The following is a 21,627-nucleotide window of genomic DNA, read 5'->3' as shown; positions in this document are numbered from 1 at the left end:
GTGTCGGCTATCACGTTAGAGGAAGGGTGGCCTTTCGCGCTCGGGTATATGCAGAACACTGGTCGAAATACGGATCGCTTATCACTCCTTCCGCTCCAGCCCGCAAGGTGGAGGCGGGTGATCATCTTCCGCGGGCACCCCATAGGGTGTTCGCGCAGACACGGAAGGTGGGCGGGATCGTGGGCGCGGTCGACTACTACGAGCTGCTTGGCGTCGGCCGGACCGCGACCGCGGCGGAGATCAAGACCGCCTATCGCGCGCTGGCCAAGGTCATGCACCCGGACGCGGGCGGCACCTCGGGCTCGTTCCGGCTGCTGCGCGAGGCCTACGAGACGCTCAACGACCCGGACCGGCGGGCCGACTACGACCGCGGCGAGGACGACGAGGACGACTGGGACGAGTCCGAGGACTGGATCGACGAGTCCGACATCGAGGTCACCGTCGAGGCCCCGGAACCGCCCCGCCGCGGCACCCGGCAGCGGGCCAGGCCGTGGCCGCGCACCGGCGCCGCGCGCAAGACCCGCACCTTCGGCCCGGACCCCGAGTTCACCCCGGCCATGCCGCGGCTGGACCCGGACACCATCCCGTGGTGGCCCGAGGTCGACCCGGTGGAGCGGGTGCGCCTGGTGCCGCCGACCGGGCCGGGCCACGGGCCCGCCTTCGGCTCGCTGGCGGCCTGGCTGGCGATGTGGGTGCTGCTGCCCGTGCTGACCGGCTCGGTGTGGCTGATCGGCCTGTGGCTGGCCGTCTTCGCCGGGGTCACCGGGGTCACCCTGCACCTGTGGCGCGGGCAGCTGGCAGCCAGCCGCGCGGACCGGGAGTTCACCGCCGAGTTCGGCATCCGCACCGTGTTCGGCCGGCCCGGCGCCGAGGAGGGCGATGTCGCCGAGCAGCTCACCGCGCGGCTGCTCGGCCGCTACCTGACCCGGTTGCCGGGGGTGCGCATCTTCCACGGGCTGGCCTGGCCGGACTCGGTGTTCGCCGACATCGACCACGCCGTGCTCTGCGGGCGGCGACTGGTGCTGATCGAGTCGAAGCTGTGGCTGCCCGGCCACTACACCGCCGACGAGACCGGGGCCCTGCGCCGCAACGGCCACCCCTACCGCGGCGGCGGCACCCGGCTGCCCGAGGGCGTGGAGGCCTTCCGCGACCTGCTGCCCGAGGTGGAGGTGCGCGGGGTGCTGGTGCTCTACCCCAACCGGGCCGGGGAGATCACCACCGGCGAGGCGCCGGAGGTGGCCGCCCCGCCGATGAGTCCTGAGCAGTTCATCGCCGAGATCGGGCAGTGGCTGGCCGCCGAGCCCAGCACGGTGGACCGGGACCTGTTCCGGGTGGTGCTGGGCCAGGTGGTGCAGCCGGAGAGCGTTCGTTAGGACGGGACCGGGGTGCGGCGGCGGGCCACGCCCGGGGTGTAGCCGGCCTGCTCGGCCTCGGCGGCCGAGGCGAACCAGATGTCGCCCTTGGTGCGGTTGAAGTAGGGCGAGTCCGGGGTGTGGTAGCGCTTGGTCCGGGTGTTGCCCTTGACCGAGCCGAGCACGACCTCGGCGACCGGTTCCGGTTGCGGCAGCACGGTTTCCACCCGCTGCGGCACCACCTCGACCACCTCGGTGGCCACCGGAGCCTGCTCCCGGCGCTCGGCCAGCGGGCGCACCAGCAGCAGCCAGCTCAGCAGGCCGCCGGTGAGGAAGGCGGCCAGGCACAGCAGGAAGACCTGCCAGAACAACCACATCATCGTTTCGCTCCTAGCTGACAGCGACCCGCGCGCGGCGCAGGTGCGGGACGAAGGTCTCCGGGCCGGGCTCGACCCTGGCCACGGTGGTGATCAGCTCACGCGGAATCCCTTGTCCGGCAAGCAGGTCGCGCACCAGCTCGGCGCGCCGGCCGGCCAGCTTGCGCGGGTCGACACCGGGCGGCTGCTCCTCCGAGGCCCAGGCGGTCACCGTGATCAGCGACTTGGGCGCCACCCGCAGCAGCCTGCCGATCCGCTCCACCAGCCGGGGCCCGTGCCCCTCGCCCCAGCGCACGGTGGCCGCCTCGAAGCTGATCCCGCCCGCGCCGTCGACCATCCGGCCGACCGCGGCGTCCAGCGCCCGGATGTCCACAGTGGACGGCAGCGGCGAGGGCCCGACGGTGAGCCCGTCCGCGCTGACCGGACCGGCCCACCGGGTGCGCAGCCGCTCGATGAGGGTGTTGCGCTGGTCGGCGTCGGCCACCACCCCGCGCACGGTCACGCCCTCGGGCCGGATGGCCACGGTGAGGTCGGCGCCCCTGGCCTCGGCGGCGGCCTGGGCCAGCCGGGCCAGCTCCTCGGCAGGCAGGTCGGGGCCGGTGCCGGGCGCGGTCAGCGTCAGGTCGGTGACCTGGTGGCCGGGACAGCGGGCGGCCACCGCGTCCAGCAGCCGCCGGGTGGCCAGCTCGCTGTGCCCGGTGGCCGAGAGGAGTAACTCGCCGTCGCGCACCCGCAGCAGCACCGGGGTGGGGGCCAGCTCCCGGGCCACCACCGAGTCCACGCCGGGCAGGTTGGCCACCATGGTGCTCAGCGCGGCCAGCCGCTCCCCCGGCAGCCCGGCCAGGGTCAGCTCCCGGCCTGCCGCGGCCACCTGGGCGTCCGGGTGGCCTGCCCCGCCCAGCGCGGCGCGGGCCCTGGCGGTCAGCTCGTGCTCGATCCTCGGCCCGGCCACGGCCACGCCAAGACCGGCCAGCAGCACGGGCACCGCGACCGCGGTCAGCGCCCAGCCGATCCACTGTGGACGGGGGTGCGGCGGGGCTTGCGGCTCTGCTGTCTGGTCCATGGGCACCGGGTTGTAGCGAAACGCGCCGCGCTCGCGCCAGCCCGCTGCGGGCTATCCTGGTGACACGCCGGAGAGTTCACCTGGTTCAGCGATCATGCGACCGGGAACCCTTGTCTGGTCAAGGAGTCGGGGAGGTCGGGTGCTGGTTCTCGGGGCAGGGCTGCTCGTGCTGGGCGGGCTGGCCTTCTGGCGGCTGTCCTCATCGGTGCTGTGGCTGGAGCCGACCACGGTGGCCATCCTGCTGACCGTGCTCGGCGGGCTGTTCCTGGTCGCGGGCATCGTGCGCGCGGTGCGCAGGCGCAAGGGCCTGGGTTCGCCCAGCACCGTGCAGCGGGCGCGGGCGCTGCCCAGGATGCTGCGCGCGATGCGCGACCGCCGCTATCCCGCGCCGCCGTGGTCCAAACGGTTGTTCTGGATCGCCGGGATCATCTACATCATCTCCCCGATCGACCTGCTGCCCGAGGTGTTCCTGCCGTTCATCGGACTCACCGACGACGTCGGCCTCGGCGCCTTCCTGCTGGCGCAGCTGCGCGCGGAGACCGGCCGGTTCGTCGAGGTGGAACGCGGCAATTCCACGCCGAAAAAGTAGACCGGCCAGTTTCAATTCAGCCGGGTGCCGATTGGGCCGAAAGGACGCTCCCCGGTGCGGCCGTAGTGCGTAGCATCGATCGACGGGACATCGATTGCACCTGCGGTTTCGCGTCCTGGCGTGGTGCGCGGGGTCGCCAGGACCCGAAACCGGTAAGTCCCCGGACCAGCTGCCGTCGCGGCCTGCCCGCACGGGCAGCGGAATGCGACCAAAGGCGCACCCCGGGCGACGAACGACATCGTTAGTAGGGACTTGAGGGGGCCGAAAGGCGTTTCTCTCACCTGAACCTACGGTCGAGTCAGTACCGTTCTGGGTGTGCAGGCACCTTCCCGCCGGCCATGGTGGCCACCGCGCCGGGCGAGTCCCGCGGACGCGGCGGCCGCGCTCGCCCTCCTCGCCATCGGTCTGCTGCCCCCGCTGCTCGGCTCGCTCTGGTGGCCGGCCGACGCCTACCCGTGGCCAGGGGTGCTCGGCCAGGCCGTGGCCAGCCTGCTGGTGCTGGGCCGGAGCGTCGCCCCGGCCGCGGTGGCCTTCGGGCTGACCGGGGTGGTGCTGGCCGAGCTGGCGGTGCCGGGCCTGCTGCTGCCCTCGAACCTGGCCACCGTGCCCTGGCCGGCCGCCGCGCTCGCCGTCGCCGCGTTCACCGTGCCCCGCGCGAGGCAGCGGTGGTGGTGGCCGCTGGCCGGGGTGGCCGCGGTGCTGGCCGCCCAGCCGTGGCGGCTGGACCTGGGCATCGCCGCCACCGGACTGCTGCTCACCCTGCTCCCGGTGCTGCTGGGCCGCCACCTGCTGGCCCGCCGCGCGCTGGCCCGCGCCGAGGCCGAATGCGCCGGGCACGCCGATACCGAGGCCCGGCTGCTGGCCGAGCAGGCCCGCGCCGAACAGCGGGTCCGGCTGGCCGGGGAGATGCACGACGTGCTGACCCACCGGGTGAGCCTGATGGTGCTGCAGGCCGGCGCGCTGCGGATGACCGCCCCCGACGAGGCCACCCGGCAGGCCGCCGAGGACCTGCGCGCCGCGGGCTGCCACGCCCTGGACGAGCTGCGCGACCTGGTCGGCGTGCTGCGCACCCTGCCGGCCAAGAGCGCCAACGGCGAGGCCGCGGTGGAAGCCCCGGCGACCGCGCTGCCGGACCTGTCCGCGCTGGTCGCCGAGACGGTGTCGGTGGGCATCGGGGTGGACCTGGTGCAGGACGGCTCGCCGGTGCACACCTCGCCGGTGGTGGGCCGCACCGCGTTCCGGATCGTTCAGGAGGCGCTGGCCAACGTGCGCAAGCACGCGCCGGGCAGCCAGGTCAGGGTGCACGTGCGCTACGGCGCGGACCGGGTCTGGCTGAGCATCCGCAACACCGCCCCCGCCGTCGCCCGCCTCGCCACGGCCCCCGCCGGGCCGCCCACCGGCGGCGGCCTGCTCGGCCTGCGCCAGCGGGTGGCCCTGGTCAGCGGCACCATCAACGCCGGTCCCCGCCCCGATGGCGGCTTCTCCGTCGATGCCATCCTGCCCGCCTACATGCCCACCGGCTCGCACGCCGACCTGGCCCGGCACGCCCGCTGACGGCGCTGCCGGACAGGCGGACCCGCCCGGCAGCTTCGCCTCAGCGGATCTCACTCCGCAGGACGCGGTCGGAGCCCGGGCCCTGGCCGCCGTTGCCGTCGGCGTTGGTGGTGCCGATCCAGATCGCGTTCGCACCGGGCACCTTCACCACCGTGCGCAGGCGGCCGAAGCTGGTGAAGTGGCTGGTGGTCGCGCCCGCGCCGGTGCCGTTGAGCTCCACCCGCCACAGCCGCTGCCCGCGCAGGGCGGCGAGGTAGGCGGTGTCGTTGACGATGGCCAGCGAGCTGGGTGAGGCCTCGGCGGTGGTCCAGGTCCGCTTCGGGTTCTCCATCCCGCTGACGTCGCAGTTGCCCTCGCACCGCGGCCAGCCGTAGTTGCGGCCGGGCAGGATCAGGTTCAGCTCGTCGGTGGCGACGTTGCCCAGCTCCGCCGACCACAGCCGGCCGGCCGAGTCCCAGGCCAGGCCCTGGGCGTTGCGGTGGCCGTAGCTGTAGACCAGCGAGTTGAACGGGTTGCCCGGCGCGGGGGCGCCGGTGCGGGTGAAGCGCAGGACCTTGCCCGCGACGCTGCCCAGGTTCTGCGCCAGGCTGGTGTTCTGCGCGTCCCCGGTGGTGGCGTAGAGGAAGCCGTCCGGGCCGAACTTGAGCTGGCCGCCGTTGTGGAAGCGGCTGGCCGGGATGTTGTCGACGATGATCTGCCGGTTGCTCAGCGTGCTGCCGTTGAAGCTCATCCGCACGATCCGGTTGGCCTGCGCGCCGCCGTCGTGGGAGGTGTGGAAGAAGAACACGTCCTGGTCGCTGGTGCCGTTCCAGGTCGGCGAGACCGCCACCCCCATCAGACCGCCCTCGCCGCCGGTGGTGGTGCTGTCAGGCACCGTGCCCGCCTGCGTCCTGCCGCCGTTGAGCCCGGCCCGGAACACCCGGAAGGTGTCGCGTTCGGTGATCAGGGCGGACTGGCCGTCCGGCAGGAAGGACACCGCCCACGGGATGGACCAGCCGGTGCTGACGTTGGCCGGTGGCTGCGGGTTGCCGCGGCCGGGGGCGGGCGCGGTGTCCACGTCCAGGGCGTCCAGGTTGGGTCCGCCCGCGGCGGTGGCCCCGGTGGCGCGGATGGTGTTGGCCCCGGCGTTGAGCGCGGCGGTCACCGTGACCGACTGGTAGCTGGTCCAGCCGTTGCTGGGGTAGGCGAGGTCGTTGGCGACCAGGGTGCCGTTGACCGTGATGTCCAGCGGCCGGTTCGCCCCGCTGCCGTTGGCGTAGCGGAAGGACAGCACCGCGTTCGGGCCTGCGGTGGCGGCGTTGACCGTCCACTGCACGTAGCTGCCCGCCACGTTGTCGCTGTTGACGAAGCCGCTGCCGCTGAAGCCGGCGTGGTTGGCCTCCACCGCGCCCTGGGAGATGGTCGCGGTCTCGGCCTCGTGGCGCACCGGGGCCGCACCCGCCTGCCCGGCGGGCAGCACCAGCGCGCCCGCCACGACCACCACCGGCAGTCCCGCTCTGGTAAGCGCTTTCAAACCAGTTCTCATAACCGTTCCTCTCGAGTGTGCGGTGAGGGAAGGCGGTTTCCCGTGGCGGCGGGATTCTCGGGAGAACCGTGAACGTGGTGCGGCAGCCCGGTCGGCTGCCGCACCGGCCATGCGTCAGGAACCGGACCGGACCTGGCGGATGGTGTCCCGGTACCACAGCGCGCTGCGCTTGGGCGTGCGCCGTTGGGTCTCGTAGTCCACGCGGACGATGCCGAACCTCTTGTCGTAGCCGTAGGCCCACTCGAAGTTGTCCATCAGCGACCAGGCGAAGTAGCCGCGGATGTCCGCGCCCTGCTCGCGCGCGGCCGCGACCGCGGCGATGTGCTGCCGGAAGTAGTCGGTGCGCTCGGTGTCCTCGACGAAGCCGTCGGCGTCCGGCACGTCGGCAAAGGCCGATCCGTTCTCCGTGATCACCATCGGCACGCCGGGGTAGTCCCGGCCCAGCCGCACCAGCAGCTCGGTGAAGCGCTCGGGCACGATCTCCCAGCCCATCGCGGTGACCGGTTTTCCTTGCGGGATCTGGCGATCGATCGGGTTGCCCTGGGCGTCACGGGTGTTGCCCTGCTCGTCCCGGCCGGAGTAGACGTGGCCGGAGTAGAAGTTGACGCCGAGCACCTCGATCGGGGCGGAGATGATCTCCAGGTCACCGTCCTGGACCGGCAGCTCGATCCCACGGTCGGCCAGGTCGGTGACGATGTCGGCCGGGTATCGCCCGCGCAGCAACGGATCCAGGTAGAGGCGCGCGCCGAGGCCGTCGGCTCGGCGGGCGGCCTCGCGGTCCTCGATGGAGTCCGAGGCCGGGGTGGCGGTGCCCAGGTTCAGGGTGATGCCGAACTCGTGCCCGGGGTTTGCCGCGGCGCGCATCCGTTGGGTGGCAAGGCCGTGGCCGAGCAGCAGGTGGTGCACCGCGTGGATGGCGTCGGCGAAGTTCTGCCTGCCCGGGGCCTGGCGGCCCACGTAGTAGCCGAGCATGGCCGAGCACCAGGGCTCGTTCAGCGTGGTCCAGTCCCGCACCCGGTCCTGGAGCTTGTCGAAGACCAGCATGGCGTAGTCGGCGAAGCGGTAGGCGGTCTCGCGCACCGGCCAGCCGCCCGCGTCCTCCAGCTCCTGCGGCAGGTCCCAGTGGTACAGCGTTACCCAGGGGTCGACGTCCTTGGCCAGCAGCTCGTCGACCAGGCGGTCGTAGAAGCCGATCCCCTTGGCGTTGACCGGACCGGCGCCGCCCGGCTGGACCCTGGGCCAGGACACCGAGAAGCGGTAGGTGTCCACGCCGAGGGAGCCGATCAGCTCGACGTCCTCGGGCATCCGGTGGTAGTGGTCGCAGGCCACGTCGCCGTGGTCGCCTGCGTGCACCATGTCCGGTGTTCGGCAGTAGGTGTCCCAGATCGAGGCCGTCCGCCCGTCCTCGAAGGCCGCGCCCTCGATCTGGTAGGCCGAGGTCGCCACGCCCCAGCGGAAGGACTGCGGCAGGGTGCGGATCAGCTCCTCCGCCGCGGTGCCTGCCGGGGCTGCCGTCGTGATGTCCACGCTGTCTCCTTCTCCCTCAGGTCGGAACTCGGCCGCCTGCGTGCAGGTGGCACGCCACGGTGCGATCGGCGTGGCCGGCTGGCGGTCCGAGCACGGGAACCCGTTGCGCGCACGGGTCGAAGGCCCGTGGACAGCGGGGGTGGAACGCACAGCCGCTGGGCAGCGCCCTCGGGTCCGGTGGCGAACCCGGGATTCCGGACAGCTCCCGGCGCGGGCCGCGCAGGGCGGGGAAGGAGTGCAGCAGGCCGTCGCTGTAGGGGTGCAAGGAGTCTCGGTACAGCTGTGCCGAGGGGGCCTGCTCGACGACGCGTCCGCCGTACATGACCGCGATCCGGTCGGCGAACTCCACCAGCAACGACAGGTCGTGCGTGATGAACAGGACGGAGAAGTCGAGTCGTGCGCGGAGGTCGACGAGCTGGCGCAGGATCTGCCGCTGGGTGACCACGTCCAGCGCGGTGGTCGGCTCGTCCATGATCACGATCTGCGGGTGCAGCGCCAGCGCCATGCCGATCATGACGCGCTGGCGCATGCCGCCGGAGAGCTGGTGCGGGTAGGCGTCCAGGCGGTCGGCCGCGATGCCCACCAGGTCCAGCAGCTCCTTGGCCCGGGCCCGGCGGGCGCGGGCGGTGCTGCCGGGTTCGTGCGCCTTGATCACGTCGGTGAGCTGGGTGGCGACCTTGTGCACCGGGTTGAGCGAGTTCATCGCGCCCTGGAACACCAGCGAGGTCTCCGCCCACCGGAACCTGCGCAGCTCCGGGATGGACAGGCGCAGAATGTCCACCGGTTCGCCGTGGGGGTCGTGGTAGATCACTTGACCGCCGCGCACCACGCCGGGCGGGGGCAGCAGCCGGGTGAGGCCGTAGGCCAGGGTGGACTTGCCGCTGCCGCTCTCCCCGGCCAGGCCGAGCACCTCGCCGCGGTGCAGGGTCAGGTTGACCTCGCGCACCGCGCGCACCGCGTTGTCGCCGAGGCCGTAGTCGACGTTGAGGTCCTTGATCTCCAGCACCGGCCTGCTCATCGCGCACCGTCCTTTGTGGACTCCCCGAGGACGGGGGTGAAGCCGACCCGCATCCGCACCACGCGACCGTCCGCGGTGCGCGTCCGCCGTCCGCCGGAGCTGCGCAGCCGGGGGCTGACGAACTCGTCGATGCCGAAGTTGAGCAACGAGAGCGCGGTGCCCAGCAACGCGATGGCCAGCCCGGCGGGCACGAACCACCACCAGGCGCCCTGGGCCAGGGCCTGCTGACTCTGCGCCCAGAACAGGATGGTGCCCCAGTTCCACTCGGAGATGCCGGAGACGCCGATGAAGGCCAGGGTGATCTCCGACATCACCGCGAAGATCACCGTGCCGACGAAGTTGGCGGCGATCACCGCGCTCAGGTTGGGCATGATCTCGAAGAGGATGATCCGCCAGCTGGTCTCGCCGGTGGCCCTGGCCGCCTCCACGTAGTCCCTGCGCCGCAACGACAGCGTCTGCGCGCGCAGCACCCGCGCGCCCCAGGCCCAGGAGGTGAACCCGATGACCAGCGCCACGGTGAGGTCGCCGCTGCCCGGCAGGGTCGCGGTCACGATGATCACCAGCGGCAGCGCGGGCAGCACCAGGAACACGTTGGACACCACCGAAAGGCTCTCCCCCGCCGCGCCGGAGAGGTAGCCGGAGGTGACGCCGATGAGCACCGCGAGCACCGCGGCCACTCCCCCGGCCAGGAAGCCGACCAGGATCACGCTGCGCGCGCCGACCAGCACCTGGCTGAAGATGTCCTGCCCGATGTGCGTGGTGCCGAACCAGTGCGCGGCCGAGGGCGGCTCCAGCAACGCGGAGCTGCGCTGGGACGGGTCATACGGCGCGATCCACGGCCCGATCACCGCCAGCAGCACGAAGAAGCCGACCAGCGCGAGCCCGGTGGCCACCTTGGCGTTGGCCGCGAAGCGGAACCGGCGGCGCCTGCCCGCGATCGGCGCGGGCTGTTCCGGGGGCAGGTCCGCGGCGGCCAGCAGGTCGGTGGTGGGCATGGCCATGGCTCAGCCCTCCTTGCGGGTGCGCGGGTCCAGGGCCAGGTAGGCCAGGTCGGCGAGCAGGTTGGCCACCAGCACGGACAGCGTGATCACCAGGAAGATGCCTTGCAGCAGCGGGTAGTCCTTGGCGCCGACGGCCTGGAAGAGCTGGAAGCCGACGCCGGGATAGGAGAAGACGATCTCCACCAGCAGCGTGCCGCCGACGATGAAGCCGAGGGAGAGCGCGAGGCCGGAGACGTTGGGCAGCACCGCGTTGCGCGCGGCGTAGCTGAGCGCGACCCGGCTCTCCGACAGGCCCTTGGCGTGCGCCACGGTGACGTAGTCCTCGGCGGCCACGGTGACCATCATGTTGCGCATGCTGAGGATCCAGCCGCTCATCGAGGAGATGATGATCGTCACCGCGGGCAGGACGCTGTGGTGGAGCGCGCTGCCGGCGAAGTCCAGGTCCCAGCCCGGCACCAGCCCCGCCTCGAACCCCCCGGAAGCCGGGAAGGCGCCGTCGATCCCGGCGAAGAGGGTGATCGCGATCAGCCCGAGCCAGAAGTAGGGCACCGAGGACAGGAAGGTGGTCACCGGCAGCACCAGGTCCACCCAGGACCCGCGCCGCCACCCGGCCAGCACGCCCAGTCCGGTGCCGATCAGGAAGCTGGCGATGGTGGTGACGCCGACCAGGACCACCGTCCACGGCAGGCTCTGCGCCAGCACGTCGGAGACCGGTGTCGGGAAGAAGGTGAAGGACAGGCCGAGGTCGCCGCGCAGCAACTGCGCGCAGTAGTCCAGGTACTGCGCCACCAGGCTCTGGTCGCCGTCGAGTCCAAAAAGGACGTACAGGGACTGGATGTTCTCCGCGCTCATCGCGCCCTGCTGCCGGGACAGCAGCGAGGTGACCGGGTCGCCCGGGATCAGTCGGGGGATGAAGAAGTTGATGGTCACCGCGGCCCACGCGGTGAACAGGTAGAACGCCAGGCGTTGCAGCACATGCCTCACCTGAGCGGCTCCTCGGCCGGTTCGCCTGCCGCGTACAGCCAGCAGGCCGCCCAGTGCCCGTCGGCGTCGCCGAGGTCGAAGCGCGGCGGGACCTCACTGGCGCAGCGGGCCATGGCCTGCGGGCAGCGTGGGTGGAACCGGCAGCCCGAGGGCGGGTTGATCAGGCTCGGCGGCTCGCCGCCCGCTTTCGCCAGGGAGTCTGCCTGCTCCGGCACGGCGGTCTCGTGCCCGGCGCGGTCCGGGTCGGGCGCGGAGTCGATGAGCAGCCGGGTGTAGGGGTGCGCGGGCCGCTGGGTCACCGTCTCGCTGTCGCCGCCCTCCACGATCCGGCCCGCGTACATCACCAGCGTCTCATCGGCGAAGTAGCGGGCCGAGGCGATGTCGTGGGTGATGTAGAGGATGGCCAGTCGCAGCCGTTCCTTGAGGTCCCGCAACAGGTTCAGCACGCCCAGGCGGATGGAGACGTCCAACATGGACACCGGCTCGTCGGCCAGCAGCGCGTCCGGGTCCGCACCCAGCGCGCGGGCGATGGCCACCCGCTGTCGCTGGCCGCCGGAGAGCTCGTGCGGGAACTTGTCCAGGTAGCGTTCCGGCGGGGTGAGCGAGACCCTGGTGAGCAGCTCGTGCAGCGCGGTCTCCAGCTCGGCCCGGTTGGCGCCGCCGTTGCCGTGGATCTTCAGTGCCCGGCCGAGGTGGTAGCGCACGGTGTGCACCGGGTTCAGCGAGGCGAACGGGTCCTGGAAGATCAGCTGCACTTTTTTGCTGTAGGCGCGGAACTTCCGGCCGCCGCGCACGGTCACCGGCTCGCCGTGCAGCCGGATCTCGCCGCCGGTGCGCGGGTACAGCTGGGCCAGCAGCCTGGCCACGGTGGACTTGCCCGAACCGGACTCCCCCACCAGCGCGGTGACCCGGCCACGCCGCAGGCGCAGCGTGACCTCCTCCACCGCGTGCACGGTCTTCACCGTGCGGGAGAACACTTCCCCGGCCCCCTTGCGGACCGGGAAGTGCTTGGTCAGGTCCTCGGCTTCCAGCACCACCGCCGTAGTGCCGGAAGCCGAGGCAATCGTGCCCTCACTCATACCCGTGAGTCCTCCTGTCCTTCCCAGGCGCCGCTCAGGAGGCGGGTTTGAGGTGGAGCACGACATCCAGTGAGGTGCGCAGGCTCGGCTGAGCCGGCGCGTAGGGGTTGCCGTCATCGGGCCAGCCGACCCAGTTCTTGGTGCTGTACATGCCACCCACGTTGGCCGCGCCGGTGACCGCGACCGGCTGCTGCTCGATCATGATGCGCTGCAGGTCGTGCAGCGCGGTGGTGCGACCGGCCTCGTCGGTGGCGTTGGCGTACTGGCGCAGCGCGGCGGTGGCCTCCTCGTTGCGGAAGCGGCCGTAGTTGCCGATGGTCTGCCCGGTGCCCAGTGGCTTGTACAGCTCGCCGTCCATCATGTACCGGTAGGCCTGGTACGGGGTCGGGCCGTCCTCGGTCCAGTGCAGGACCGCCTCGAAGTTGCCCGCCTCCACCGCCTCGGTCCAGGCGTCCTGGTTGGTCTTGTCCACGGTGGCGGTGATGCCGAGGCCGGCGACGTTGTCCTTGATGATCTCCAGCGTGGTCACGTAGTCCGACCAGCCCGAGGGCACCGACATGGCGAGCTTGACCGGCTTGCCGGCCGGGTCGACGAGCGCGCTGCCCTCGTAGCGGAAACCGGCCGCGGTGAGCATCCGCTTGGCCTCTTCCACGTCAGGGGTCAGCGTCTTGCCCTGGTACTGCGGCGCGATGAAGGCCTCACCGCCGGGCGTGGGGATGCCGGTGACGTTGTCGATCTTGGGGTAGAAGTACCCGGCCTCGGCCTGGGTGAAGATGTCCTCGCGGTTGATCACCAGGTTGATCGCCTTGCGCAGCGCCGCGTTGTCGTAGGGCGCCTTCTCGGTGTTGAACCACAGGCCGTGCACGCCAAGGGATGCGGGGAACCACAGCTTGTGGTGCCGCGGGTTCTTGCTGGTGTAGACCGCCTGGTAGTTCGGGATGAACACGAAGGCCCACTCCGAGGCGCCGGCGGCCAGCGCGGTGGTCTGCGCGTTGTTGTCGTTGTAGGAGGTGTAGCGGAGCTCCTTGACCTTGGGCAGCTCCTGCCAGTAGCTCTCCCGCGCGGTGAGCGTGACGGTCTGCTGGGTGAAGGACTTCAGCGTGTACGGGCCGGTGCCGACCGGGTTCTTGTTCAGCTCCTGGGCCGGGTCCTTGACCTGCTCCCAGATGTGCTTGGGCACCACCGCGGCTTCCAGGATCATCAGCTGGTTGGTGAACTGGGACCTGGGGAAGGTCACCGTCACCGTGTTGCCGCTTGGGGTGATCTCGCCGTAGGGGATGGCGTGCAGGTTGAACGCCGGGTGCTTCTTCAGCAGACCCAGGCTGAAGGCCACATCCTGCGCGGTCATCGGCTTGCCGTCGGAGAACTTCACGTTGTCCCGCACGGTGATGGTGAGCTTGGTGTAGTTGTCCGCCCAGTCCCACTTGCCGGCCAGCCAGGCCTTGCCGGGGTCGGTGGGGCGGGCTTTGTTCCGCATGACCAGCGGCTCGTAGATCATCCACCGGTAGCCGAGGGAGCCGGCGGCCGAGGTCTCCAGGAACGGGTTGTGGTTCTCCGGCTGCGGCCCGTTGGGCGCGCCGATGTTGAGCACCGCACTCGGGTTGCCGCCGGCGCTGCTGTTCCCGCTGCCGCAGGCGGCCAGGGCCGCGGCCAGGATTCCCGCGAGGGTCAAGGCCGCGATGCGCTTGACTCGCATGGATCCTCCTTCGACGTCGATGGCGGCTCGCTGCCTGCCGGAGAACCTTGGAAGCGCTCTCTCGGTCAGCTTGTGCGAGGCAGTCAACCGGCCGCACCCGGCCACGTCAATAACGAGAACATAACGTATCCCGGCTAAATTTAAGCCATGAAGTAAGCCGGACGGCGTGGCTGGGCCCGGAAGATCCCCGTTTGGCCCACACTGGTGCCGAGGTTGTTCACATACTTGTTTCAAGGGGGGAGGAAACCACCATGACGGCACGACGGTCCACGGTGCGGGACCTGCGCCGCGGCAACCGGTCCATGCTGCTGTCCAAGCTGTTCTTCGACGGCCCGCTCAGCCGCCAGGAGCTCAGCCAGCAGACCGGCCTCAGCGCCGCCACGGTCAGCAACGTCACCGGGGAGCTGGCCGAGGAACGGCTCATCGTCGAGGCGGGCCTGGTCGAGTCCGACGGCGGACGGCCCAGGGTGCTGCTCCGGGTGGACCCGGAGTACGCCCACGTGGTCGGCATCGACGTCGGCGAGACCGGCGTGAAGGTCGAGCTGTTCGACCTGGGCATGACTCGCCTGGCCGCGGTGGACCACCCACTGCCCAGCTCCCGCCCCCGCCCGGCCGCGGTGGTCACCCAGGTGGCCTCCGCCTTGCGCGAGGTGATGGCCACCTCCGGGGTGAACGCGGGCACGGTGCTCGGCGTGGGCATCGGCGTCCCCGGCACGGTGGAGCAGGGCAGCACCGTCCGCGTGCACGCCCAGACCATCGGCTGGGACGGCGTGGAACTGGAAAACCTGTTGCGCGCCAAGGGCGTCAAGCTCCCCCTGTTCATCGACAACGGCGCCAAGACCCAGGGCCAGGCCGAGCTGTGGTTCGGCGCCGGCCGAGGCGCCCGCCACGCGGTCGTCGCCCTGCTCGGCTCCGGCGTGGGCGCCGCGGTCATCACCGACGGAGCCACCTACCGCGGCTCCACCAGCAGCGCAGGCGAGTGGGGCCACACCACCATCGTCTACAACGGCCAGGAATGCCGTTGCGGCGCAAGGGGTTGCCTGGAAGCCTACGTCGGCGCGGAAGCCATCCTGGAACGCTACCGAAAGGCCCGCGGCGGCCGAGCCGTCCCCGGCACCGACGAGCAGAGCAGCCTGGCCGCCCTCCTGACCGCCGCCGAACGCTCCCGCACCGCCGCCAAGGTCCTGGAGGAAACCGCCGGCTACCTGGGCGCAGGCATCGCCAACCTGGTCAACCTGTTCAACCCCGAACGCATAGTCCTGGGCGGCTGGGCAGGCCTGTCCCTGGGCGCCACACTGCTCCCCGCCATCCGCGAGGCCACCGCCGCTCACGCGCTACGCCATCCCTACGGCCAGACCACGATCGAGGTGGGCCAGCTCGGCCCGGACGCGGTCGCGGTCGGCGCGGCGACGCTGCCGGTGGCCTCCCTGCTGGAGCAGGGCTGCGACCCGAGGGAGACCGCGGGCGACGACGCGGCCTGAGACTCGCCGGAGGGCCGCCGCCACGGCCCACCAGCGGGACTGTCCCGGAGCGGCTCAGTTCAGTATCGGAAGCGGCTTCGGCCCGTGCGCCAGCAGATGCGCACCTGTGGGCTCGATCCCCTCACCTATCACGGTGGTCGCGATTCGGGAAAACCCAGCTACCTCTTCGACATCGACACTGAGCAGAGACGTCCTGTCAGACACATACAGGATGAATCTGTCGGTTATTCCATCGCCGAGGTAATCAGCTCGGACTGAACAGGTCCAGGAAGACCTCGATTCATGCTATTGCTGGCACGTCCCTGCTCGCAGTGCTTGCAGCGCTCCGCGCAGCATCGAAACGTCGCATGACCACAAAACTTTAGTGAGCTTCTCCTAGAAACAAGGCTGAATGACTCGCCCGGGAGACGGACCCAGGCTACGGATTAGGTGGCCGATACGACTCCGCGAAATCGCATCATACCCTCTTCGGCGGCGACTCCGAGCACTGGATGCGTCCACGAGAGCGTTCCGAGCTTTCTTGCCTTCCAGCTCCATCGCGCGAACTCACCCAAGCTCCTTCCCTCCAGACCAGCCAAGGTTAAGAAGGCTCGCCGCTTCACTGATTTCTTCCAGTTTGTAGCCGGTTCGAAGGAACAATTCGCGGGGCCCCATAGCAGTCACGACCAGTCGAGTAAGCCCATACCACCGCTCAGCGATCCGCGATGGAATATTTGCATGAACCTCACGACTTGAATTTCCACCCTCACCGTTTACCCGAAGGACCTCTGGCGCAGCAGCAGATCCCGAATTGTCACTGCGCAACCTAATGCTTACTTCCGAGGCCTCCGGCACGCAGGACTCCACCTCGCGCAGCGTATCGATCATCTGCTGCAAATCATCGCCTGAAACCCCGAGAGTCGATAGGCGATACTCCTGGATGTTGGACAACTCAAGCGTGACCTGGAGGACAACTTGAAATTGCTCAGCGGTCAGGACAATTTCACACACAGGCGAGCCTGACTCAAACTGCCCACCATCACTTGAGGACATTATCGAAGTAGTCCTTTCCACCTCGGGGGTGTAGACAGTTCCACCGATGCCATCCTCGATCACGAGCGCCTCCTTGTCCGGATCCCAATAGGCGACTCGCCCGTTCCTGAGGAATCTGGTTTCAACATTAGGAACATTGCCATTGATTACACCATCAACATAGCAGGGAAGCGCCTTCTGATCGACACCTCGAACGTAGTGCGTCCCATTTCCATCAGGGCGAATAGCTTCACCATTCGAGTGCTTCGCAATGTTCTCGGACACCTCGTCGATTTCCGGACAGCCATTGGTGTTGTGCGCGAGGATCGGCGTGGCACCAGCGAGCACATAGTACGTGTGGATGCCGTCGACGGTCAGGTTGTGCACCCGTTGGATCGCCGCCCGAGACTCCACCTTGACGATTGGGAGCCGCTCCCCCTCCGGCGTCAGCACATCATCGCCAGGGCGGACTTCTTCCGCGTCCAGCCAACGCCCCTGATCGTCAATCCAGAACGGGTGCTCGCTGGTCGCCACCAGCGTTCCGACCGCATTGCCGCGCGGACCGTCGACGTCGACGGTGATCTCGACCAGCTTCTTCGGGCCTGCGCTGGTGATCGTCGCCGTGACTTCCCTGGCCTCGGTGCGCCCGGACTCCGGGTCAGTGGCCACGACAAGGTCGCCGTTCACCAGGTCCTCGATGGCCCTGGTCGTCCCGTCCGCCAGCAGCACCAGCGTGCCCGCCACGAAGCTGTTGCAGGGCGAATCAACCCGTTTGGCCGTGGTCGCGGCCGCATCCGCGGCGTGCGTCGCGGTCTTGGTCGCTGTGACCACGCCCTTCGAGCCCAGCACCAGCTCAGCCAACGTGCCCACCGCCAGGCCGGCCAGGCGCCCGTACTCGCCGTTGTTCCACGCCTTGTCGGCCAAAGGGGCGCTGGTGCGGATTCCGTTGTGGGAGCCGGAGAAGTTCGAACTGGTGCGCGTGGACGTGCCGATCGGGAAGCCGGACGGGTTGCTGGTGCGGCCGGGGAACCGGTTGCTGGCGGTGGACAACACCGCGGCCAACCGGGTGGTGGAGCTGCGTTCCGCCGACGGCTGGCGGAGCGCGGTGGTGACCGCGTCCACGCCGTGGGCGGACAAGGCGCCGACCACGCTGGCCGCTACGCACTGCGGGCCGTACGCGCTAGCCGGGCGGCTGGACGTGCTGCTCGGTGGTGGGCGCAGCGACGAGTTCGTGCTGCGCCGCCTGGAATGAACCGGGACCACCGTTACCCTGCTCCGGATGACGACACACGGGATGCTGCACCACGTCGAGCTGTGGGTGCCGGACCTCCAGCGCGCCGTCGACTCGTTCGGCTGGCTACTGGAAGCCTTGGGGTACCGGGAGTTCCGGCGTTGGGACGGTGGTCGCAGCTGGCGGCTCGGGCCTGCCTATGTGGTGCTCGAGCAGTCCCCCGCGCTGACCGCCGACCGGCACGACCGCTGCCGTCCCGGGCTGAACCACCTGGCCTTCCACGTCGAGGACGCCGCCGCCGTGGACCGGCTCACCGCCGAGAGCGGGCGGCACGGGTGGACCTTGCTCTTCCCCGAGCGGCATCCGCACGCCGGTGGGGCGCGGACCTACGCCGCCTACTGGGAGAACGAGGACGGCTTCGAGGTCGAGCTCGTGGCGCCCGAACCGCCTGTGGCGCAACCCGGTTCGCCGCTGCCGGAGCGTGCCGTGTGAGGATGGCGGCATGGGGCGGAGCAGGGGGACGCGGTTCGCGGCGGCGGTGGTGGTGCTGGTCGGCGGGTTGTCGGTGGCTGGGGACGGGTCGGGGGTGGCCGCGGATCGGGCGAGCGGGTTTGGTGACCGGGTGCTGGCTCGGGCGGAGAGTTGGTACCGGCAGAACCTGGAGTACTCGCAGGAGCGTTGCTACCACACGGGATCCGGGTACCGCGCGGTTGACTGGAGCGGGCCGCTGGGTGGGTGCCGGCAGCCGTTCCACCGCACCGACTGCTCCGGTTTTGTGTCCATGACCTGGGGGCTGGAGTTCAGCTACGCCACCCCGCGGCCCGGCGACAGCCCGGACCTGGCCGACGTGGCCCATCCGATCCAGCTCCCGCAGTTGCGCGCCGGGGACATCCTGGTCGCCGACGGCAAGCACGTGCGGCTGTTCGAGCGCTGGCTGGACTACGCCGCGGGCCGCTACCGGGCCTACGACTTCGGGGCCACGCCGGTGAAGCACCAGGACTACCTGTGGCGGGCGGCGGGCGAGCACGACTACCGGCCGATGCGCGACAACCGGCATCCCTAGCACCCGGACACCAGGGCGTTCACTCGTTCAGCCCAGTCCGGGTGCCGGTCGGCAGCGGAATCGTCCCGGTTTCTGGGACGGAAGCCGCGCCCCTGCCGGGTGCGGACGTTCGCGGTTAGCGTCGCCTGCCATGACCGACTCCCGGCCCGTCCGCCGGCTGAGCGAGGACTGGCTGGCCGTCCTCGTCGGCCTCGCGCTGCTCGCCCTCGCCCTCACCGGTGTCCTTCCGCCGGGGCTGGTGCCGTGATGGCCACCGTGACCACTCCCCGCCGCTCCCCCGCGCTCGCCTGGGCCGGGCTCGGCGTGCTCGTGGTGCTCGCGCTCGCCGCGCTGGCCCGCTACCTCTCCGCCGCGGTGCCCGAGCTGACCAAGGGCACCGCGCTGGCCGGGATCGGGGCCTCGGTGGAGTTCCCGGTGTACGCGATCCTGTTGGGGTTGCTGGGCAACGTGCTGCTCGCCGGGACGGGGTTGCGGGACCGGCTGGCCGGGGGCTTCCGGACCGAGTTCTTCATCAAGACCGGGCTGGTGCTGCTCGGCGCCTCGATCAACCTGGCGGTGATCGTGCGCGCGGCCGGACCGGCGATCGTGCAGTCGCTGCTGCTGATCACCATCGTCTTCGGCTTCAGCTGGTGGCTGGGCGGGCGGCTCGGGCTGGAGGACAAGCTGCGCGCGCTGCTGTCCTCGGCGGTGGCCATCTGCGGGGTCAGCGCGGCCATCGCGGCCGCGGGCGCGGTGCAGGCCAAGAAGGAACAGCTCGCCTACAGCGCCAGCCTGGTGATCGTCTTCGCGCTGCCGTCGATCTTCGTGTTGCCCTGGGCCGCGGCCGCGCTCGGCCTGCCGGATGAAGTAGCGGGGGCGTGGATCGGCGGCAACATCGACACCACCGCGGCGGTGACCGCGGCGGGCACGCTCACCGGGGAGAAGGCGCTGGAGATCGCCACCATCGTCAAGGTCACCCAGAACGCGCTGCTCGGCGTGGTCGCGGTGGCGCTGACCGCCTACTTCGCGCTCAAGGTCGAACGCACCGGCGCCACCGAGCGCTCGGTGGCGCGCGGGCTGTGGCAGCGGTTCCCGAAGTTCGTGCTCGGTTTCCTGGCCGCTTCGGTGCTCACCACCGTCTACATCGGACTGGTGCCGGCGGCGGAGAGCAAGGCGGCGCTGGGGGTGGCCAACGACCTGCGGACCTGGTTCCTGATCCTGGCCTTCGTCAGCATCGGCCTGGAGTTCCGGGCCGGGGCGCTGCGGGCGGCCGGATGGCGGCCGGTGGGTGTTTTCGGTGCGGCGACGGTGGTCAACATCGTCGCCGCCCTCGGCCTCGCGCTGCTGCTGTTCGGCTAGGCGAACAACCGCTGCACGAAAGTGATCACCGACTCCGCGGCGCTGCGGAGCATGCCCAGGATGCCGTGCACACCGCCGGCGGCACCCTGTGGGTCGTTCATGATCAGGTAGATCACCAGAACGACCGCCAACACCACGATCAGCTTCTTCGCATTCACCGGCTCGAGTCCATCCTCATCACTGCCCGTCTACCCAGGACGCGCAACAGCCTCCCATCGAGGGACCGCGAACGTCGAACCGACACCCCGTTGGCTTGCACACACCTGTCTGGGCCGAGTCTAAATTGAAACCGGCTCCCAGCGGGTGAAATTCAAGTTCCCGGATGTCCGGCTCTGCTCGATGATCATCCATCCGACCATCGGACACCCCGTCTACCTGCGGAAACAGGCGTACATAGGTAACCGCTTGCACGATAAAGCAGTCCCTTTCTCCCGTCGGTTTCATTCCGCCGATGCAACAACTCGACCGGACGCACAACGTCTGCCACAAAGACCGGATGTTCTCACCCGTTCCGGTGAACCGCCTGGTGGCGGCCGCTCCCCGGCCGACGCGCCAGTGGTTCTGGCTCAGCTGCGGCGTCTTCGGTGTGCTCGGCTTCGGCAGCGCGCTGCTCGGCCCCACCCTCGGCGACCTGGCGCAGACGCTGGCCATCACCCTGCCGATGGCGGGCTCGATCCGCTCCGGCCGCCAGCTCGGCCAGTTCCTGGCCTCGGTCAGCTGCGCCTGGCTCGGCGCCCGGCTGTCCACCGCGCTGCTCGGCCTCGCCGGTTTCCTCTGCTACTCCGCGGGCCTGCTGCTGTTGCTGCTGCCCGCCGGGCTGCCGGTGGCGGTGCTGGCCGCGGTGCTGTGGGGCCTCGGCCAGGGCGGGCTGCACGTGGTGTGCAACGCCGAGGTGGTGGCCAGGATGGGCGACGAGGCGCCGCGGCACGTGGCCGCGCTGCACTTCTGGTACAGCCTCGGCTCGATCGCCGGGCCGCTGCTGGTCTACCTCTGCCGCCTCACCGGGCACTGGGGCGCGGCCTACGCGCTGGCCGCGGGCACCATGGCCGTGCTGGGCAGCCGTCTGTTCGTCTACCGGGCCGCGCCCGTTTCCGGACTCACCCGGGCAGCGGTTCCCCGGCTGCCGATCGGGCTCGGCGTGCTGGCCGCGCCGATGGTGGCGGTGTCCGCGGTCAACATGATGAACGCCGGGCTGGCCGACTGGTCCTACCAGAACGCGGTGCTCGTCGCGGGCGCAGGCCCCGGCGCCGCCACCGCGGTGACCTCGGCGTTCTGGATCAGCGTCGCGGTGGGCAGGCTGGCCTCGGTGCGCCTGGTCGACTGGCTGGGCACCGGGCCGCTGCTGGTCGGCGCCGCCGTGCTGGCCACCGCGGGCACCGGCGGCGTCGTGCTCTACGGGCCGGACGTGCCCGGTCTGACCGTGGCCACCGCGGTCGCCGGGCTCGGCATCGCCCCGCTGTATCCGCTGGTCACCGCGTTGGGCGCGGCCGCGACCGACTCGCCGACCACCGCGGCGGGCGTGCTGTCGGCCGCCGCGGCGGCCTCAGCGGCGGTGGGCCCGATGGCGCAGGGCTTCCTGGGTGGCGGGCACGACGGCGGGATGATCCTGGTCGCGGCGCTCTCGCTGCCGCTGGTGCTCGGCGTGGTGTGCACGGTCGGTCAGGACCAGCGCCGGAAAGCCACCCGGCCGAGTGACTGCTGACCGGGTTCGGACCGCGATCCGGGCGAGTGGATCACA

Annotated in this window: 20 protein-coding genes; 9 read left to right on the top strand and 11 right to left on the bottom strand. The window is 70.6% G+C overall.

What is annotated here, in order from left to right; translation table 11 throughout:
• Positions 1 to 167: 167 nt before the first annotated feature.
• Positions 168 to 1,373 (top strand): DnaJ domain-containing protein, encoded by a 1,206-nt coding sequence (locus M8C13_RS34000; protein WP_374213245.1) that lies wholly within the window; start codon positions 168 to 170, stop codon positions 1,371 to 1,373.
• Here M8C13_RS34000 and M8C13_RS33995 read toward each other — a convergent pair.
• On the bottom strand, positions 1,370 to 1,732 hold the full coding sequence (locus M8C13_RS33995; protein WP_252484882.1) for a hypothetical protein: 363 nt from the start codon (positions 1,730 to 1,732) through the stop codon (positions 1,370 to 1,372). The genes M8C13_RS34000 and M8C13_RS33995 overlap by 4 nt on opposite strands.
• A gap of 10 nt (positions 1,733 to 1,742) precedes the next feature.
• Positions 1,743 to 2,792: a hypothetical protein gene (locus M8C13_RS33990; RefSeq protein ID WP_252484881.1), complete on the bottom strand. Its 1,050-nt coding sequence runs from the start codon at positions 2,790 to 2,792 to the stop codon at positions 1,743 to 1,745.
• A gap of 139 nt (positions 2,793 to 2,931) precedes the next feature.
• Here M8C13_RS33990 and M8C13_RS33985 point away from each other — a divergent pair, with 139 nt between their 5' ends.
• Together M8C13_RS33985 and M8C13_RS45615 are read left to right on the top strand one after the other, a co-directional pair.
• On the top strand, positions 2,932 to 3,381 hold the full coding sequence (locus M8C13_RS33985) for a DUF1232 domain-containing protein (protein WP_252484880.1): 450 nt from the start codon (positions 2,932 to 2,934) through the stop codon (positions 3,379 to 3,381).
• Between the two features lie 315 nt (positions 3,382 to 3,696).
• On the top strand, positions 3,697 to 4,935 hold the full coding sequence (locus M8C13_RS45615; RefSeq protein ID WP_252484879.1) for a sensor histidine kinase: 1,239 nt from the start codon (positions 3,697 to 3,699) through the stop codon (positions 4,933 to 4,935).
• A gap of 40 nt (positions 4,936 to 4,975) precedes the next feature.
• Here the strand turns inward: M8C13_RS45615 and M8C13_RS33975 are convergent, their stop codons facing one another.
• The 7 genes from M8C13_RS33975 to M8C13_RS33945 form a co-directional block, all read right to left on the bottom strand.
• A complete protein-coding gene (locus M8C13_RS33975) occupies positions 4,976 to 6,418 on the bottom strand; it encodes a PQQ-dependent sugar dehydrogenase (RefSeq protein ID WP_252484878.1) in 1,443 nt (480 codons plus the stop codon).
• 156 nt (positions 6,419 to 6,574) lie between these two features.
• Entirely contained in the window at positions 6,575 to 7,981 is a 1,407-nt protein-coding gene (locus tag M8C13_RS33970) for a GH1 family beta-glucosidase (RefSeq protein ID WP_374213249.1), read from the bottom strand.
• A 22-nt stretch (positions 7,982 to 8,003) separates the two neighbouring features.
• A complete protein-coding gene (locus M8C13_RS33965; protein ID WP_252484876.1) occupies positions 8,004 to 9,005 on the bottom strand; it encodes an ABC transporter ATP-binding protein in 1,002 nt (333 codons plus the stop codon).
• A complete protein-coding gene (locus M8C13_RS33960) occupies positions 9,002 to 10,006 on the bottom strand; it encodes an ABC transporter permease (RefSeq protein ID WP_252484875.1) in 1,005 nt (334 codons plus the stop codon). Before M8C13_RS33960 ends, M8C13_RS33965 begins: the two co-directional genes overlap by 4 nt.
• 3 nt (positions 10,007 to 10,009) lie before the next feature.
• Positions 10,010 to 10,990, bottom strand: a complete 981-nt coding sequence (locus M8C13_RS33955; protein ID WP_252484874.1) for an ABC transporter permease — start codon at positions 10,988 to 10,990, stop codon at positions 10,010 to 10,012.
• Positions 10,987 to 12,069 carry an ABC transporter ATP-binding protein gene (locus M8C13_RS33950; protein WP_252484873.1) on the bottom strand — a complete coding sequence of 361 codons (1,083 nt, stop codon included), beginning with the start codon at positions 12,067 to 12,069 and terminating at the stop codon, positions 10,987 to 10,989. The genes M8C13_RS33955 and M8C13_RS33950 overlap by 4 nt, the downstream gene beginning before the upstream one ends.
• 34 nt (positions 12,070 to 12,103) lie before the next feature.
• The gene (locus M8C13_RS33945) at positions 12,104 to 13,765 is read right to left on the bottom strand and encodes an ABC transporter substrate-binding protein (protein WP_252484872.1); all 1,662 of its coding nucleotides are present in this window, start codon (positions 13,763 to 13,765) and stop codon (positions 12,104 to 12,106) included.
• Positions 13,766 to 14,016: 251 nt separating this feature from the next.
• Here M8C13_RS33945 and M8C13_RS33940 point away from each other — a divergent pair, with 251 nt between their 5' ends.
• On the top strand, positions 14,017 to 15,246 hold the full coding sequence (locus M8C13_RS33940) for an ROK family transcriptional regulator (RefSeq protein WP_252484871.1): 1,230 nt from the start codon (positions 14,017 to 14,019) through the stop codon (positions 15,244 to 15,246).
• Positions 15,247 to 15,792: 546 nt separating this feature from the next.
• Here the strand turns inward: M8C13_RS33940 and M8C13_RS33935 are convergent.
• Positions 15,793 to 17,181, bottom strand: coding sequence for a Hint domain-containing protein (locus M8C13_RS33935; protein WP_252484870.1), 1,389 nt, complete (start codon positions 17,179 to 17,181; stop codon positions 15,793 to 15,795).
• Positions 17,182 to 17,191: 10 nt separating this feature from the next.
• Here M8C13_RS33935 and M8C13_RS33930 point away from each other — a divergent pair, with 10 nt between their 5' ends.
• The 4 genes from M8C13_RS33930 to M8C13_RS33915 all read left to right on the top strand — a co-directional run bounded on the left by M8C13_RS33930 (position 17,192) and on the right by M8C13_RS33915 (position 19,889).
• Entirely contained in the window at positions 17,192 to 17,509 is a 318-nt protein-coding gene (locus tag M8C13_RS33930; RefSeq protein WP_252484869.1) for a hypothetical protein, read from the top strand.
• A gap of 27 nt (positions 17,510 to 17,536) precedes the next feature.
• Positions 17,537 to 17,980 (top strand): VOC family protein, encoded by a 444-nt coding sequence (locus tag M8C13_RS33925; protein WP_252484868.1) that lies wholly within the window; start codon positions 17,537 to 17,539, stop codon positions 17,978 to 17,980.
• 10 nt (positions 17,981 to 17,990) lie between these two features.
• Positions 17,991 to 18,551: a hypothetical protein gene (locus tag M8C13_RS33920; protein WP_252484867.1), complete on the top strand. Its 561-nt coding sequence runs from the start codon at positions 17,991 to 17,993 to the stop codon at positions 18,549 to 18,551.
• A 246-nt stretch (positions 18,552 to 18,797) separates the two neighbouring features.
• Complete coding sequence (locus tag M8C13_RS33915) at positions 18,798 to 19,889, top strand: YeiH family protein (protein ID WP_252484866.1); 1,092 nt, start codon at positions 18,798 to 18,800, stop codon at positions 19,887 to 19,889.
• Here M8C13_RS33915 and M8C13_RS33910 read toward each other — a convergent pair.
• A complete protein-coding gene (locus tag M8C13_RS33910) occupies positions 19,886 to 20,047 on the bottom strand; it encodes a hypothetical protein (RefSeq protein WP_252484865.1) in 162 nt (53 codons plus the stop codon). The genes M8C13_RS33915 and M8C13_RS33910 overlap by 4 nt on opposite strands.
• Positions 20,048 to 20,340: 293 nt before the next feature.
• Between M8C13_RS33910 and M8C13_RS33905 the strand changes: the two genes are divergently transcribed.
• On the top strand, positions 20,341 to 21,591 hold the full coding sequence (locus M8C13_RS33905; protein WP_252484864.1) for a sugar MFS transporter: 1,251 nt from the start codon (positions 20,341 to 20,343) through the stop codon (positions 21,589 to 21,591).
• Positions 21,592 to 21,627: the final 36 nt, after the last annotated feature.

The organism is Crossiella sp. SN42, assembly GCF_023897065.1.
Taxonomy (GTDB): domain Bacteria; phylum Actinomycetota; class Actinomycetes; order Mycobacteriales; family Pseudonocardiaceae; genus Crossiella.
Note: the sequence above shows the minus strand (reverse complement) of the source record. Positions and strands in the feature narration are given on the sequence as shown.